A 17251-nucleotide genomic window follows, 5' to 3' on the forward strand; every position below is an offset into this window, starting at 1 on the left:
ATGGTTCTCATCTGGTTTTTAGCTGTAAAGATAATTGTCTTGGTTAATCCATTTTGCCACGACTTATTTCATAAAAAATATCCAGTGCGTTGTTTACGCCACTCGTTGCTTCGACATAGAGTTGTGGTAATAGCTGATACTTTAATATCACCACACTTGCCGCATCGAAAACACCAACCCCATAGGTAATTTGCAATTTTTCCGAAATACGCCCTGTCAATTGAAGCTGAGTGCCATCCCCTTGGCCAGCAGTTTGGATATTTAAAGAGTCGAAACCGAGTGCGCGGCCAAATTGGCTAATACGGTTTTCACTGCGGCCAACACCAAAACCCACTAACACATTAATGAGATTAGTATTGATATCTCCCGCTTCACCATCCAGATCTTGTCCCTGCAAAAGATAGGATATTTGTCGTGCTTGGCTCATGGGTGGATCTGAAAATAATTCGACTTTGGGTATGATTGGATTCCCCGTAACACGAACACCAGCGACAACATCCCCAGTTGTATTTAATGGATTTCTGATTGCACTTACATCAAATTGAGGCAAGCTTGGTTCACCGTTAAAATGAATACTGCCTTCTTGGATAACTAAATTTTGTCCCCAAGCATCATAACTTCCATCTAAAATATTTAAATAGCCATTCAAATAGGTTTTCATCGGTTGATAACCCTCACTATTTTCCCTTTGCTTCTGAATGACAGTTAATTCTAAATCTCCACTGAGCGAAGCTTTCAAATCCAATGCATCGATATTAACGTTCCCTTTTTCTTGCGGGTCAACTTTAATATTCATCGCAATATCAAGCCCAAAGGGTATTACTGGCTCGGGCGTCACTTCGCCTATCACAATAACATCGGACGAAGGCGAGCGTGCAGATTCTGGCAATTGATCTATTTTGATATCGGTTTTTTCAATAACGATCTCGCCTTTAACCATGGCTTTTTTGGTATCAACATCAAACACTATATCTGGACTGATATCTGCTTGATGTTGCTTGTAAGCTAATTGTACTTTACTCCCGGTAATTTCACCTCTAGCTGCAAATTCTTCACCGAAATCTACATTAACAGAATAATTTGCCTCTCCTTTTCCTAACAGAAATCGCCCCACAACATCTGCAGATTGACCTTTAAATTCGATTGTTTGGTTAAAGTTAGTCAATGGATAAGTGTAGGCATCAAGAATAAGTTCCCCTTGCTCCACTATCAACTCACCTGATAGTTCAGGTTTTGCGATTTCTCCAGAGAATCCGACCGAACCATTTACCATGCCTTGCAAAGAATTCACTACTGGAATAAAACGTTTAAGTAACGAAAGGTCTACACCTCGAATACTGAGTTGACCTTGATGGGTTCTAGCATCTGGTGTTAACTGCAGCCTAGATTGCAAACCTACAGCGCCAGTCGCTGTTGTACCAGCAAAAACATTAGTGATTAACTCTTCTTTTAACAGATGCATATTGGCAACAATAGCTGTCAGTTCTAATCTATGCTCTGGTGTATCTAATCTACCTTGTAGGAGATTAGTCACTAGAAAATCAGCCCCTTTTTGGCTGTCATAGGTACCTTCTAATTTGCTCGATAACAACACATCACTTGTGTCCATTACCAACTCCGGCAAAAAGTAATTCATCAATTTGCCTAGGTTGTAATCAAAGCGAGCACTTACTTTAGCTTTTTGATTTTGATAGTTTGCTTGATCAATACAAAATTCTGTATTTTCATCCTCGCCATCCCAACAAGCGGAAGAAACGGTGTAAGAATTCTGTTTTACGTTCGCATCTATGTTGGCTGCAGATTTAAGGGTTAATCTGATAGCGTCGTGCTCAAATTCACTTTCTTCTAATTGCCCTTGCCAATGCAAATCGTCGAGTGACACAATTCGTCCTGTTAAGCGCTGCAAGGTTTCTACTTGAGGATGCTTGGCTGTAATAGACAAATTGTGTTGTTCAAGATCTCCTGAAAAAGAGATCTCGGCATTCTCTAAAGTTTGCCCCTGAATTTCTGCGGAGGCAACTTGGATCTGAATATCGCTAAGCCAATTTTCACCACTGTCGATTGCGGCAGTTATATCAATATTTTCGACTTCATCTCCAGCGAAACTTAATTTTTGTCCTGATGTTTGAATATTAAATCTCGGCCGATATAAATTACCTTCAATTACGCCTTCCAAACGTAAACTACCAGCGAGTTCTTGATGCAATACAGCTAACTGTTGTGCCTGCAAGTCTATTTCAAGATTTGATTCTACCGCTTGCGCCCATTCAATGGTCGCTTGCCAAAGTTTGGATGAAGGTAATTTAGTAGTACCTGTTAAATTTAGCTGATTATCTCCAAGAGATAGCTGTAATCCTTTGATTTGAACTTGCCCACTTTGCAGGAGTTTAAGTTCGCAGTTTGCTTGTAGTGGCTTTTCTAGATAAATCCCGTTTACATCATCACAAGTGAGATCCAACGTCATACCTTGCTCATTGATGGCAGTTGCGAATTCTAGGTTGCCATTTAGATTTGCCGGTAATTGTTGATGTAACAAATTAAGGGCCAATCCATCAATATCTACGTTATATTTATTGGTTAATTGTTTTTGTTGGTATTGTGTTTTTCCGGTGAGATTAAGCTCCCCTAAAGCACCCGTTATAATCAAATTATTTGCATCCACTTCGACTTGCTGCGGGTAAATCCCAATCTCACCTTGGATGTTAGAACTATTTTGTTGCTGAGCTATCTCAGGATGCTCTAATTCAATATCGATACTATTGTTATAGCCATCACGCCAATTACCCTTAATTGCAATTTGACCTTGTCGAATATTGGCATCTAAGGGAATATCTAAAAACTCTAACAACGAAGCAGTGTTAGATAAGTTCATCTGAATGTCTAAGGGTAAATTATCTTTTTCAAAATCGGTTTGTACTTTTGTCTGAAGTATCTGCGCATTTTTATCGCTGATGTTGACAGCAACTTCTTTTAAATCGCCTTCACTTGTCAGAGTTAATCTATTGTTTTGCTTACTGACATCTAGGTTGAGTTCATGGCTAAAAGCCTTATCCAAAGCCAGGTTAACAGCATAGCTTATTTGACTATCAGCAAGCCCTTGATGAAGCTGTAACTCTCCGTTTGAATCCAACTTTTGATTTTGAAGTCTTAGCTGGCTGTTAAGTTCACTGATGACCATTGTGGATTGGTTATCATTTGCCACCTGATTAAACTTGGACAATGACAATTCTGAAATCTCAGCGTTTACCGGTATAAACACGTCTGGAATTTGAATTTGTGGTGCTTGCTCCAGCTGAGCTACCAGAGTATCTAACCAGAAACTCTGTGGCGATTGTGAAGATTGCTGACTTGCTTGTGTCGTTGGAGAACTAAAAACATTCAGTTGTTGCAACTGGATTCGCTGTACTTGAACGTCTGGTCCTTGCATGGAAGCTTGCTTAATAGCTAGAGCATCCAACGAAACCATGGGCTGGTTAGCGTTTAAAAAAACAAAGCTGTCAATTGAAAACTTATCTAAAGAGACAGCTAAAGGCAGTTCAATATAGCCATTTTCTGAAGCCTCCGACGAGCTTTCTTGGGTGCCAGTTTGATCAACTGCAAGTGAGCCTAAGTGCAAATCATTTACACATAAATTTAAGTCAAATAAACACGTCAGCTTAAGGTCAAGATTCACATCTTTTGCTCGAATATCTATAGTCGGGGTTTGTATATTTAATTCCTCAAACTGTAAATTTGAATATAAGCTGCCTTGTATCCCCTGATATTCAAGGTCAATCATTGTTGAGGCTATACTTAATCCCGCTTTTACTCCCCATTGTGTTGGAAGTAACAAAATCAATCCTGCAATAAGTGCTAACAAACCAAGAAAAACTATCGCAAGCCATTTAGTTATTTTGCCTAGCATCAAACTATACCCCTGGCCCTATATCTAAATGTAACCGCCACGTTTTTTCCAACTGACTATCACCGCGAGCGATGTAAACTCTTACCGTGCCAATGGGAGACAGATAATGTGCACCAATGCCAACACCATAAGCAAGATCGCTAGCAAATTTTTCAGTGGCATTGCCCACATCTGCAAAAACAGCTGCTCGCCAATTATCTGCGACCTTGTATGCATATTCGGCACTTGCAACCGCTAAATAACGACCACCAATTAATTCGATTTGCTCTTCTGAGTCTTCAATTACCCGTCGGTAATCGGCTAACTCGTTAAGTCCAAATCCTCGCACACTTTGATCTCCCCCAGCAAAAAACCTTTCCGTTGAGGGGACTTCTTCAAAACTGTTAGTGGCGATCGCGCCAGCATCTGCTCTAAAAATAAATCTATGCTCACCAATACTTCGAATCCACTTAGTGCGGATTAGCAATTTGGCAAAATCAATATCGGATAAGATCTCTTTTGATGCGCCGGATATTGTTATCTGTTGACGGTCGCCCCAATCAACAAATATATCCCCTCTTTTACGTAACCGATTTACGGTAAACCCTGGCATCAATAACGCAGTCGTAATGCGCTCATCTTCTAAACCTTGACTAAATCTTTCTTGGCTATAGCGTAAGAAAGTTATGTAGTCCCAGCCACCTTCTTCCTCTGCGCCAAATTGTCGCTGAATAGCCAAACTCACATTGTCACTTTCAGTCTGGTTTTCGCTGACTTTTTTGTATCCAAGTTGGATATTCACAAAATCATTTAATGGATTACCTTTAGGCATACGATAACCAAACTCAATTGATTGCTGAGGTCTTGATACGAACAGGTTTGTGGTGAAGGCATGTCCATCCAAGTTTACCCAAGGTCGCTGCCATTCAAAGGTAAAACGAGGTCCTGTATCTGTTGATACACCCAAGCCAAAATTGTATTTATTTTTTGCTTTTGGCGACAATATTACTTCGATAGGAACCACGCCATCTTTAGCCTTTTCAGCGTTTGCTCGAGCAATAGCTCTATCAAAGTACCTTGTGCTTTGCATATCGATAGAAAACTGGCTAATTTTTGACTGATCAAAATACTGACCCTTTTTAAATGTTTTTACTTCTTCTACTAAATCTTTACCTGTCGTGCTTTGCAAATATTGCAAAGCACCAAACTTATAACGTTGCCCAAAATTAAAGATCCAATGAATTATCGCTTCAGAGGTGCCGCTTTCTTTTTGGGGTTCAATAATTAATTTATGTAGCGGAAAAGAAAAATCAAAAAAACCATAAAGCAGCGCATAAGAACGTAATTTTGCTTTAACAGACTCATATTCTTCATGGTTTAACACCTGACCTTTAAAGCCTTTGAGTTTATTCACTATGTTAAGCAAATCTTGTGGCATGGCATCGGCTGCCACCTGTTCTAGGTCATTAACCAAGACCACATTCGCAACCTTAGTTTGATTTCCTAAGGAGACAGCTATTTTCCACGTAAAGGTTGAGCTGGCATCGTCATTTTCTTGCTCATCGACGAGAGTTACTTCGATTTCAGCATCGTAATAAGCATAAGCGTCCAGTGCTGTGCTCACTTCTTGTTTTATTTCTTTGGCATATCGCTCATAGTTCATGCTAGCAAAAGGATCTGAAAGATCATTCAGATAGGCGCGAATATTAGACTCAATATCACCTGAAGAAACACCTTCAATTTCAAAATTCTGCTCTGCATTTACCTTAAATGCGAAGATGAATATGATGCAGGCGATAAAGTAAATAGGGTTCCTGTACTGCAGACAAAACCTCCAAAAAATCTGTAAAACCATCCTAGCGATCAGTTACTTCTCGCCAATATCTGTCCTAATATTCTCATCACTGCAAGGACGCAGTATTTAAGACACAAGGATGTGCAACCTACCCTTTTGCCACGTCTATTGCCTTGACCTTTTCTGCCTGTTTGTTAGCAGATTATATTCACTCAAAGTGAGGACAATATTATGGAAAATATTAAATCAATCCTAAACCTACTAATGGTATCAGTCAGAGCTTGTCTATACCAGACGAGTTCCGCTGGAATAGACGCTTTCATTTAGCTTAATCCGCATAATTTATGTCGTCTACAACAAACTTGATAGCTTATTGCGAACCTCAGATTAAACAGACGACTAAGGTATTTTCTCTATCACTCAACAACGAAAAGGGTAATTTACCCTGAGCATCGAATATGAAAAAACTACTTATATTAGGTGACTTACAAAGTCCAGAAGTTCAATCAATCATGAAAATTTGTCGCGACCTTGAGCATCATGTATTTGTCTTAAATACTTCCGATGCTGCGCAATTAAACTTGCTTCATTTTGATGTCACATCAAACGCGCTTTTTCTAGATCAAGTTGAAAAACTTTGCGACTTCGATGCGGTTTATTGGCAGCAGGTAACACCTATCAAATTTGGCCTCTGTGCAACCCCTAATTTAATAACTTATTGTAACGACGAAAGCGCCTATATTGATCACATTCAAAGAGAATATGCTAGCTTGATTCAAATTCTACTCAGTGAATATAGAATTGCTTGGTTTAATGGTTGGCATGCGCTGCAATTCTACCGCGCTAAGCCTAGACAGCTGACGCTCGCACAAAGCCTAGGTGCTAACATTCCACCCACTCTGATTACAAGCAATCCGAGCACAGCCCATAGCTTCATCGAATCTCAACAAAATGTTGTCGTGAAACCTGTGTTGGGCGGTGCAACAACCTTTACCTTATCAAAAGAATACAAACAATTAGAAGCAATACAAAAATGGTGTACTCAACCGGTGACCTTGCAATCCTTTGTATTAGGGAAAGATATTCGTACCTATGTGATTGGCGATGAAGATTTTAGTTTTATTATTCATAAGCAAACCGAAACCTTTCAGTCTGTTGGAAAAACAAAGAATCATGTTATTGATGTAGAACCGATAAATCTGCCTAGCAGTATCAAACAATTGGCTCAAAGACTAATGCGAGCCTTTCACATGCGGTGGACAGCTATTGATTGGCGATTAACTCCTAAAGGAAACTTTGTGTTTATCGCCGCAGATCCTATCCCTAGATTCGTGGAAAATGAAAAATTAACCAATATCCCTATAAGTGAGAAGCTCAGCTTACTCTTATCTAGCACATAATTCGTTTTGCATAAAAAAGCGCTACTGAAGTAACAGTAGCGCTAGTTAGTTGTATCAAATTATAGAATAAAGCGACTAAGATCTTCGTTATCCACTAAGGCTTCTAAGTGGGCATTCACATATGCTTCATCAATTTCAAAAGACTCACCACTTTTATCTGAAGCTTCGAAACTGATATCTTCCATGAGTCGCTCCATCACTGTATGCAAACGACGAGCACCAATATTTTCAGTCTTCTCGTTCACTTGCCATGCTGCTTGAGCGATTCTTCTAATACCGCTTTCAGCAAAATGAATATTTACGCCCTCAGTCTGCATGAGCGCTTTATACTGTTCAGTAAGTGAGGCATTTGGCTCTGTTAGAATTTTAACAAAATCATCCACATTAAGCGCCGAAAGCTCGACTCTTATGGGTAAACGGCCCTGTAATTCTGGTATAAGATCCGATGGTTTTGCCATTTGGAAAGCACCTGAGGCTATAAACAAAATGTGATCGGTTTTTACCATACCGTGTTTAGTCGAGACGGTAGAACCCTCAACTAAGGGTAATAAATCTCTTTGCACCCCTTCGCGACTCACATCAGCCCCGCCAGTACCTTCTCGTTTACAGATTTTGTCAATTTCATCAATGAAAACGATGCCGTTTTGCTCTAACGACTCAATAGCTTGTTCTTTTAAATCTTCTTGGTTAATCAGCTTGGCTGATTCTTCTTCAACAAGAAGTTTAAAAGCTTCTTTAATTTTAAGCTTTTTCTTTTTCTTCTTGTCGCCGGATAGATTTTGGAACATACCTTGAAGCTGATTTGTCATCTCTTCCATACCAGGAGGAGCCATTATTTCAACACCGACTTGGGGTAAAGCGATATCTATTTCGATTTCGGTATCATCAAGTTTACCTTCACGTAATTTTTTACGAAAAGATTGTCTTGCTCCTTTTTCTCGCTCTTCGGTAGTTTCTTTTTCACCAAAATAGTCTTTTGCAGGTGGTACAAGTATATCCAACACCCTTTCTTCAGCGGCTTCTTCAGCTCGGTATTTGACCTTTTTTGCAGCAGTTTCTTTAGTCATTTTAACCGCTATATCTGCAAGGTCACGAACAATGGATTCGACCTCTTTACCTACATACCCCACTTCAGTGAACTTGGTAGCTTCGACTTTGATAAAGGGGGCATTGGCTAATTTCGCCAAACGACGAGCAATTTCAGTTTTACCAACGCCAGTTGGACCAATCATTAAAATATTTTTAGGGGTAACTTCCTGACGTAACTCAGGTTCTAATTGCATTCTTCGCCAGCGATTTCTCAAGGCGATAGAGACTGCTCTTTTGGCGTCAGCTTGACCGATAATATGGTTATCTAACGCATGCACTATTTCTCTCGGTGTCATTTCAGACATAGGGTAAACCTCTGAATTTCTTTTTGGTTATTGGACGCTTTGAACTTAATAATCCAATACTTCTACAGTTTGTGAATGATTGGTGTAAACACAGATACTACCAGCAATGGTGAGCGCCTTAGTCGCAATGTCTTTTGCACTTAACTGGGTGTTTTCCAATAAGCCAGTGGCTGCAGCTTGGGCGTAGGGACCGCCAGAACCAATGGCAATTAAATCATGTTCAGGTTGAATTACGTCACCGTTCCCAGTAATGATCAAAGATGCGGAGTGATCAGCTACCGCCAGTAATGCTTCTAGACGCCTTAACGCACGATCTGTTCGCCAGTCTTTGGCAAGCTCAACAGCAGCTTTGGTCAAATGTCCCTGATGCATTTCAAGCTTAGATTCAAAGCGCTCGAATAACGTAAATGCATCTGCGGTTCCACCAGCAAAACCTGCTAGTACTTTGTCATGATATAAACGTCTAACTTTGCGTGCATTTCCTTTCATCACAGTGTTACCAAGTGATACTTGACCATCACCAGCTACCACTACTTGATTATCTCGGCGCACAGAGACTATTGTTGTCATTTAAAAACTCCTCACAAAGGTCGCTCTAGTTAAAATTGCGACTCCAATGAGAATGTAAGTGGGGTATAAAGCGAATTTTTCAAGCGGGTTGCGCAAACTTAAATGTTACCAAATTTTGCAACCCACTATTTTGTTTCGGCGTAATTCGTGTCGATGTTTTTCTGCTAGACGCTTTTTATCGTAAGGGCCCAAGACAACGCGGTACCATCGACCATTGCTACCATTACTTTCAATCACCTCGGCTTCAAGATTTACTAATGCAATCCGAGCTCGAAGTTCTTCTGCTTGATCGTTTACCCTAAATGAACCGCACTGCATGATGTAGAGTTTATCCGAGTCTGGAATTTCCTCTACGTCCACCTCGACTGAATATTCAGGTAATGCGTCAATAAATGCCCATTCTTCTTCGTGAAGAATAGGTAAAGGATCTTTCGGACCTTCGACAAAACGCGGTTGTTCAGCCGGCATTTCAGTTTCAGCTGATACAGGTTGTGAACTCTCGGGGGGAGTTATCGTTTCTTTTTGTAACGAATAAAGCGCAAACACAAAACCGCACACAAGTGAAAGGGCAATCATCATCCGAAACCAAGGTGTTCCGGACGTATTGGATGTTGTCTTTTTCTTTGTTTTTTTAGGTTTTCGTTTAGGCTGTCCTCGCTTTACATAATCTTGTGGCGCCATAGCGGTAAATTACCATTCCAAATTTAATTTGTTTTTTTATTATGAAGACATTCTAAAAAATTTTAGCGCGGGTTGCTTACTATTTTTTCGATATTTTGATGTGGAATAAAAATATGCTGAAATCCCTAGCTAAAATCTTGGGGTTGCATATCAAGGTGCCAACGTATTCGGCTACTTAATTTATGCCCTTGTAATTCGCGCATAACCTGTTGCATGCAAGATAAAATATATTGACGAGACTGACTTTGCACAACCACTTGAAAACGAAATCGTCCTTGTTTTTTTTCTATCAGACAAGGCAATGGACCTATTATTTTTGCTTGTTTAAATTGTCCCAACATCGCAACCGCATAATCTAAAAACGTAAGCACTTTTTCCTGATCAAGGTGTTCCGCTCTTAATAACACCTGAAAGCTGAAAGGAGGTAAGTTTGCACTTTTTCGTTCCTGCAACATAGTACGAGCAAAATCACCGTATCCGTTTTGTACCATATCTTGTAACAATGGATGCTGAGGTTGATGAGTTTGCAACCAAACTTCTCCTGGTTTATTTGCACGACCAGCACGTCCGCTGAGTTGAGTTATGAGTTGCCCCATTTTTTCAGGGGCTCTAAAATCAGCACTAAACAGCAAAGTATCTATATTGACCACTATTGCCAAGGTGACATTTGGGAAGTGATGCCCCTTAGATAAAATTTGTGTTCCAATTAAAATTTGATGTTTATTTTTATTAATCTTGTCTAGCATTTCAGCGAGACGTTGCTTACTGCGCGTAGAGTCACTGTCGATACGAACACAAGAATACTCTGGAAACCGTTGAGTTAAAAATGCTTCAAGTTGTTCCGTTCCTAGCCCATCTGTAGACAGATCTGAACTTCCACAACTGGCACATTTATATCGCATAGCCTTGTGTTCACCACAACGATGACACTGCAGGTTATTCGCGGTTCTATGCACGGTATACGGATAATCACATCCGGCGCAGGTTACAACATGCCCACAATGATGGCAAAGCAACGAAGGCGCGAATCCTCTTCTATTTACAAATAAAAGTACTTGATTGCCTTGCGCTAACTGAGTCTCAATTTTATTTATCAATCCTTCCGCTAGACCGGCCTGCAATGATACGCCACTGATATTCAGTAAATGTTGCGTCGGCATGCTTGCGTGGCCTGCTCGTTGATGTAGATGAAGATGCCTGTATTTTTTACTCAGGGCATTTTGCAAGGATTCTAACGAAGGGGTAGCACTGCCCATAATAAGCGGAATGTTCGAAATTTTTGCTCTATATACCGCCAGATCTCTGGCGTGATATCGCAAACCATCTTGTTGTTTAAATGACTCATCATGTTCTTCATCCACTATTATCATTGCTAGACGATGCATGGGTAATAACACACTGGATCTTGTACCTATAACAATTCCAACATCTCCACGCCTAGCTTGATGCCAAACGGAGAGTCGCTGAACATCTGTTAATCCAGAATGAATGCTCGCCACAACCGGCCCAAACCTTTTCTCAAATCGCGCAACTGTTTGGGGTGTTAAACCGATTTCAGGCACCAATATAAGCACTTGGCCACCGTGTAATATGACTTCCTCAATCACTTGAAGATACACTTCTGTTTTACCGCTGCCTGTTACACCTTCCAGTAAAAAGCAATTAAATCCAGAGGATTCATTGATACTGCTAATAGCCAAAGATTGCTCCACATTGGCGTGATGTTTTTTATCAAGAAGAATCTTCTGTTGCCAATTTATTCTTGCTGCTTCTTTTTGCCAAGCGGTGATCAAATGCTTTTCTTTTAGGTTTTTAATCACTGCGTCGGAAAAACTCGCTTTTATTTGGGCCAGAGGCAGCGCGGACTGTTGTAGCAGAGTAAAAAGCTTGGCCTGCTTTGGCGAAGCAGATAATTTATCGATCTCTGCCTGCTCTGCATTTTCCGCCGATAACATTTCCTGTTGATATTCAGTCAACTCAACATTCTTTCTTAACCGCACAGGTAAAATACTGTTGAGCACTTCACCTATCGGATGCAAATAATAATCTGATAACCACTTAGCTAGCTGCATTTGATGAGCATCAACGCTTGGGACCCTATCGAGCACTTTCTTTAAATATTTATATTTTTCATTATCAGCTTCCTCAACAGTCCTTGGTGACTCAAGGCAAACCCCAACCAAGGTCTTGCTACCGAAGGGGACAAGCACTCTAACACCTGAAGACAAAGGCGTATCTTCAGGTAGCGTTGGCACCATGTAATCAAATGGTTTTGCTAAGGGAACAGGAACGGCTACAGAAACTAATTTCACATGGATATTTACTAGAAAGTCATTATAAGAATAGTAACAGTTTGCATGCTTTTACTCTACTGACCGTTTTATCGGTTTATCTGCATTGCAACAAAAAGCTTGCTGAGTGCGGTATATTCATATAAACTTCGCGCTCCAAAATTACCGGCAACTGTTTGTAACGGTCGCCATATTAAATAATAACGTCTGGTGTTTAGCTTCGGGCTTTATAGCGAGACGGCCTAGAATTAAGGTATTCCAATGAAACAAGGTATTCATCCTGAATATAGCGAAATAACAGCATCTTGCTCTTGTGGTAACGTGATGAAAATTCGCTCTACTGTAAAAAAAGATTTGAACCTGGACGTATGTTCTGAGTGTCATCCTTTCTATACTGGTAAGCAACGTAACGTTGATACTGGTGGTCGAGTTGATCGCTTTAAGAAACGTTTTGGTGTTTTGGGTAAAAAATAAGCCCAAATTTCTTTTGAAAACGCCCTCAAATAAGAGGGCGTTTTTTTTCTCTTTTTTCGTTATCTATCTTTTCACAAATTCTATTTTTACCTGTCACATTCTAATAGCTTAACTATACTTAAACTGAAGTGTATAAAAGTAACTTCCATAAAATGCAAAAAGGTGGCTAATTTATGGGACTGAAATTAAATCAATTGTTATTTGCGTATGAAAACCTTACGTCCAACGACGTTTCAGACACAATTAACGCAAATAAATTGATTCAACAAATACTCAAGGCAACACGTGTTCAATTTAATATGGAAGTGGCCTTCGTATCTCGATTTATCGACAATGCTCGGGTTTTTCAATACGTTGATTCAGGCAACAATGTTGATATTATTTCTATTGGCGATAGTGACCCACTCGAAGAATCTTATTGCTACCTAGTAGCCAAAGGAATTACGCCGGAACTGTTAACTGATGCGCAGAAGGAACCTAGTGTAGCCCATTTGGCCGCTACCAAGGCAGTTCCCGTGGGCGCTCATATGAGCGTTCCCATTATATTGCCAGACGGAAATTGTTTTGGCACATTTTGCGTTTTCAGCCGTTCAGCAGATGAATCGTTGGGAAAAATTGACCTTGAAAGCTTTCGATTGATTTCTCAAATCGTGACTAACCTTTTATCTGATATTGCACAAACACAACTCCAATTTGATGAAATTAGAACAAAAGTGGCTTACATCATCACTGAGAATAAGACCAGTTTAGCATTCCAACCTATAGTCAACATTAATTCGCCCGACACCACTATAGTAGGGTTTGAAGCCTTATGTCGTATTGATGGGGTGAATTGGCATCCTAATGAATTATTTGATAAAGCAATATTAGTTGGCTTATCTATAGAACTAAATCAAAAGATAGTAAATGCCGCTTTTAGCTACTTAGATCAGCTTAAACAACACCAGTATATTGCGATAAATTTAACCCCTGATTTTATTATCTCAGATGAATTTTTAGACCTATTTAAAAACAGAGATTTACATCAAGTTGTTATTGAAATTACAGAACACATAGCAGTGAGCAACTATCCCAAGATGATGGAGCATTTAAGGGTTGTTAAAACCTCTGGGGCTCGTATTGCAATTGATGACGTTGGTGCAGGCTATTCTAGCTTCCGACATATATTGCAACTTCATCCAGATATCATAAAGATAGACCGTAGCCTAATTGAGATCATTGACCAAGACATAGAAAAACAACGTTTACTAAAAGCTATTTTATTATTTGCCAATCAAATGGAATATAAGGTGGTTGCTGAAGGTGTAGAAACCAAAGCAGAACTGAGAACGTTGCACCAAAGTGGCGTGAATTTAGTGCAGGGATTTTATTTCGCCAAACCCCAAATATTGTCAAATCTTGACCATTTTGAATTTTAGCGAGCTGACTAAAGAGCGGAAAAATACAACAACCCAACATTCATTAGATGATTGAAATCTATATTTATCATTTTCAATATTAATGTAGGCTGCGCATTTTTAATAAAATCATAGTGTTAGCTATATTTAATTCTTCTAAGCCTTTGCTAGCAAAGAGATTTCATCCTGCTCTAGTTATGGTATCTTAAGCTTGTATAAACAAAGTATTAACAAAATATAACACGTAAGGCTTTTTCTAATGTCAGACTTTCGCCAGCAAGCCCTTGATTATCATGCCCAGCCAACGCCGGGAAAAATCAGTGTTGAAATCACTAAACCAGCCGCCAACGTTAAAGATTTAGCATTGGCATATAGTCCTGGTGTTGCAGAGCCAGTAAAAGAAATAGCAGCCGACCCAAATGAAGCTTATCGTTATACCGCCAAAGGCAATCTGGTCGCTGTTATTTCTAATGGTACTGCAATTTTAGGCTTGGGAAATCTAGGACCACTGGCATCAAAACCTGTTATGGAAGGTAAAGCCTTATTATTTAAACGCTTTGCCGGAATAGACTCTATCGACATTGAAGTAAAGCACCGCACTACAGAGGAATTTATCAATACTGTCGCCAATATTGCAGACACCTTTGGTGGGATAAATTTAGAAGATATTAAAGCGCCTGAATGTTTTGAAATTGAAAAAGAATTAATCAAGCGCTGTAAAATTCCCGTTTTCCATGATGACCAACATGGAACAGCCATTGTAACAGCCGCTGGCATGCTCAATGCGTTGGAAATTCAAGGCAAAAACATTGAAGATGTGCGTATTGTTTGTATGGGAGCCGGGGCCGCTGCCGTCGCTTGTATGGAATTATTGATAAAGTGTGGTGCGCAACGAGAAAAAATTTATATGCTTGATCGTCAAGGTGTGATTCATACCCGCCGCAGTGATCTTACAGAGCATAAAATGTTGTTTGCTAACAATACTGACAAAAGAACCCTTGAAGACGTGATGACGGGCGCTGACGTGTTTGTAGGTGTATCAGGTCCAGATCTTCTTCCTCCTGAAGTTTTAGCCTTGATGGGCGAGAATCCTGTGGTGTTTGCTTGTTCAAACCCAGATCCTGAAATTAAACCTGAATTAGCCCATGAAGTGAGAAAAGATCTCATTATGGCAACAGGACGTTCAGATTATCCCAACCAAGTAAATAATGTCCTCTGTTTTCCCTTTATATTCAGAGGAGCCTTAGATGTTCGGGCAACACAAATTAATGATGAAATGAAAGTGGCTGCTGTAGAAGCATTGCGTAGCGTGTCGAAAGAGCCGGTTCCTGAAGAAGTATTAACCGCTTCCAACTCAGACAAACTAGAATTTGGTCGTGATTATATTATTCCTAAACCTATGGATCCTAGATTATGTGAACGCATAGCGGGTGCTGTTGCTAAAGCAGCTATTGCGTCTGGCGTGGCTCAAGTAGAAACCCTGCCTAGTCAATATTCACGTTAGGTTTAGGGCTTGGAGGCTGATGTTGAGGGTTATGGATAAATTTTTCATCCGTTAAGCCTTTTAAGAAATTTATCAGATCCTGTTTTTCCGATTCTTGTAATATAAAGCCCTTTATAAAAGGGCTTTTTAATGGATTATTCACCCCTGCGCCTCTGCCACCAGCCGCATAAAAATCAATAACTTGCTCCAATGTTTGAATGCTGCCATCGTGCATATATGGGCCGGTCAACTCAATATTACGTAACGTGGGAGCTCTGAATTTTCCCATATCTTCAGAGTTTAATGTAATGTCAATCAATCCTCTGTCGTCAGCAGGGTATGCACCTTTATTATCTTCATTATAGAGGCCTGTATTATGGAATGGCTGTAGATTCAACGATTGAAATTCATGGACGCTAGATTGGGTGAAATTAAAGCCTCCATGACAATGAAAACACTCGGTTTTTTCAGAAAAAAATAGCTCCATGCCTCTGATTTGGCTTCCGGTTAAGGCATCGTCTTGTTGTCGGTAAGCGTAATTATCAAAGGGCGAATTGAAGGATACTAAACTTCTCACGTATGACGCTAGCGCCTTTACCACCATTTCCATGTTGAGTGTATCCACTTGGAATGCTTGTTCAACTAGATATTTGTAATCCTCGGTATTGAATCTAGCCAAAATCAAATTTTCATTACCTGTAACGCCCATTTCAACGGGTGTTTCATTAAAAAGCGGTATCAACAATTGTTGTTCTATGTGCTTAAGCCCATTATGAGCCCAAGTAAAGCTTCCGTTGTAACCAACGTTTATAAGTGCTAATGCATTGCGATTTAACGACTCGCCCGTTGCCCCAATGGATACAGTATTGGGGTCGCTAAACGCTTTTTCGGGGACATGGCAACTAGCACAAGACATTGTGTTATTAATGGATAGTGCTGGTTCGAAAAAAAGCGCTCTTCCTAGAGCAACTTTCTCTTTTGTCATTGGATTATCTTCAGGTGCTTGCGGCTGCGGGAATTCATCTGGCAAGTCATACTCGTGAGGAGTTGAAGATTGCTCACAACCCAATAGCGATAACACTAGAATAAGCGTGGCTATTCTTTCCATCTGAATACTCTGCCTGAAGACAAATTCTTTATAACTTCGCCACACACTTGAGTTTGATCATGGTTAAACATGCAACTATCCCCATTTATCACTTCAATCTCATCTAATAAGGCAGCTATATCTAAGGTAATTATTGGTTTGTTAGAAGTTAGGTCGGCTGCAATTTTTATTCGATTGGGCACTTTACATTCTTCTTGGGGTGCTCTTACAGATGACTGACTTACACATCCTAAACTGCCTAAATGAAACAACCAACTGCTGTCGTCGCTTGTCATATCTATACGCATAAATTTATAACCCATGCGCCACGACCAGAACATACTACTGTCGTTTAGTGGAGAAGCCTGGGTAAGTGGGTTCAGGTGATTTTGAGTAAATGGCACTGATAATGAAAATTCAATACTATGCAAATCCTGCATTTCTCCATCGAAAGTAAATTTTAAACTTTGATTTGATGGAATTGAGTCGTCGCAAGATGTATCAAATTTAATAAGAGCAACATTTTCGTTTTGCCACGGCGATTCATCAAATATCGGCACTATTTCTTTATTATCAAATGTATAAAATTTCAAATCGGATACAAAGAACGAGAGGTTTTCTATTGTCCAAATGTCTTGCTGATGGGTAAAACTAGCCTCACATGAAATTGGTGTAGCACCGTTATAAAGCGCAAACTCTAATGCTTGCCGTTTAGCAATGTCCGAGTCGCTACATCCGAGTAACATCATGATTAAGCATAAAGGGAGCAGTCGCATAAACCCAAAAAGTATTTTAA

12 protein-coding genes are annotated in these 17251 nt (G+C 39.9%); 4 read left to right on the forward strand and 8 right to left on the reverse strand.

From position 1 onward, the window contains the following. Nucleotides 1-43: 43 nt before the first annotated feature. Nucleotides 44-3904, reverse strand: a complete 3861-nt coding sequence (locus ACNKW3_RS17195) for a translocation/assembly module TamB domain-containing protein (protein ID WP_427400561.1) — start codon at nt 3902-3904, stop codon at nt 44-46. Nucleotides 3905-3908: 4 nt separating this feature from the next. Beyond that, entirely contained in the window at nt 3909-5738 is a 1830-nt protein-coding gene (locus tag ACNKW3_RS17200) for an autotransporter assembly complex protein TamA (RefSeq protein WP_427400562.1), read from the reverse strand. A gap of 398 nt (nt 5739-6136) precedes the next feature. Between ACNKW3_RS17200 and ACNKW3_RS17205 the strand changes: the two genes are divergently transcribed. Then, entirely contained in the window at nt 6137-7078 is a 942-nt protein-coding gene (locus ACNKW3_RS17205; protein WP_427400563.1) for an ATP-grasp domain-containing protein, read from the forward strand. A 59-nt stretch (nt 7079-7137) separates the two neighbouring features. Here the strand turns inward: ACNKW3_RS17205 and hslU are convergent, their stop codons facing one another. The 4 genes from hslU to priA form a co-directional block, all read right to left on the reverse strand. After that, a complete protein-coding gene (gene hslU, locus ACNKW3_RS17210; protein WP_427400564.1) occupies nt 7138-8472 on the reverse strand; it encodes an HslU--HslV peptidase ATPase subunit in 1335 nt (444 codons plus the stop codon). A 45-nt stretch (nt 8473-8517) separates the two neighbouring features. Then, nucleotides 8518-9042, reverse strand: a complete 525-nt coding sequence (gene hslV, locus ACNKW3_RS17215) for an ATP-dependent protease subunit HslV (RefSeq protein WP_427400565.1) — start codon at nt 9040-9042, stop codon at nt 8518-8520. 105 nt (nt 9043-9147) lie between these two features. Further along, nucleotides 9148-9723, reverse strand: coding sequence for an SPOR domain-containing protein (locus tag ACNKW3_RS17220; RefSeq protein WP_427400566.1), 576 nt, complete (start codon nt 9721-9723; stop codon nt 9148-9150). A 125-nt stretch (nt 9724-9848) separates the two neighbouring features. Beyond that, nucleotides 9849-12035, reverse strand: coding sequence for a primosomal protein N' (gene priA / locus ACNKW3_RS17225; RefSeq protein WP_427400567.1), 2187 nt, complete (start codon nt 12033-12035; stop codon nt 9849-9851). A 240-nt stretch (nt 12036-12275) separates the two neighbouring features. On the opposite strand from priA, the gene rpmE reads away from it, so the two are divergent. From rpmE to ACNKW3_RS17240, 3 genes are all read left to right on the forward strand, one after another. Beyond that, the gene (rpmE, locus tag ACNKW3_RS17230) at nt 12276-12488 is read left to right on the forward strand and encodes a 50S ribosomal protein L31 (protein WP_427400568.1); all 213 of its coding nucleotides are present in this window, start codon (nt 12276-12278) and stop codon (nt 12486-12488) included. 173 nt (nt 12489-12661) lie between these two features. Further along, nucleotides 12662-13906, forward strand: a complete 1245-nt coding sequence (locus ACNKW3_RS17235) for an EAL domain-containing protein (RefSeq protein ID WP_427400569.1) — start codon at nt 12662-12664, stop codon at nt 13904-13906. A gap of 238 nt (nt 13907-14144) precedes the next feature. After that, nucleotides 14145-15389, forward strand: a complete 1245-nt coding sequence (locus ACNKW3_RS17240; RefSeq protein WP_427400570.1) for a malic enzyme-like NAD(P)-binding protein — start codon at nt 14145-14147, stop codon at nt 15387-15389. Here the strand turns inward: ACNKW3_RS17240 and ACNKW3_RS17245 are convergent. Then, nucleotides 15370-16476 carry an MbnH family di-heme enzyme gene (locus ACNKW3_RS17245; protein ID WP_427400571.1) on the reverse strand — a complete coding sequence of 369 codons (1107 nt, stop codon included), beginning with the start codon at nt 16474-16476 and terminating at the stop codon, nt 15370-15372. The genes ACNKW3_RS17240 and ACNKW3_RS17245 overlap by 20 nt on opposite strands. Continuing rightward, nucleotides 16464-17204, reverse strand: a complete 741-nt coding sequence (locus tag ACNKW3_RS17250; protein ID WP_427400572.1) for an MbnP family copper-binding protein — start codon at nt 17202-17204, stop codon at nt 16464-16466. Before ACNKW3_RS17250 ends, ACNKW3_RS17245 begins: the two co-directional genes overlap by 13 nt. Between the last annotated feature and the right edge of the window lie 47 nt (nt 17205-17251).

This window comes from Glaciecola sp. 1036 (genome assembly GCF_050306235.1).
In the GTDB taxonomy this organism is placed as follows: Bacteria; Pseudomonadota; Gammaproteobacteria; order Enterobacterales; family Alteromonadaceae; genus Glaciecola.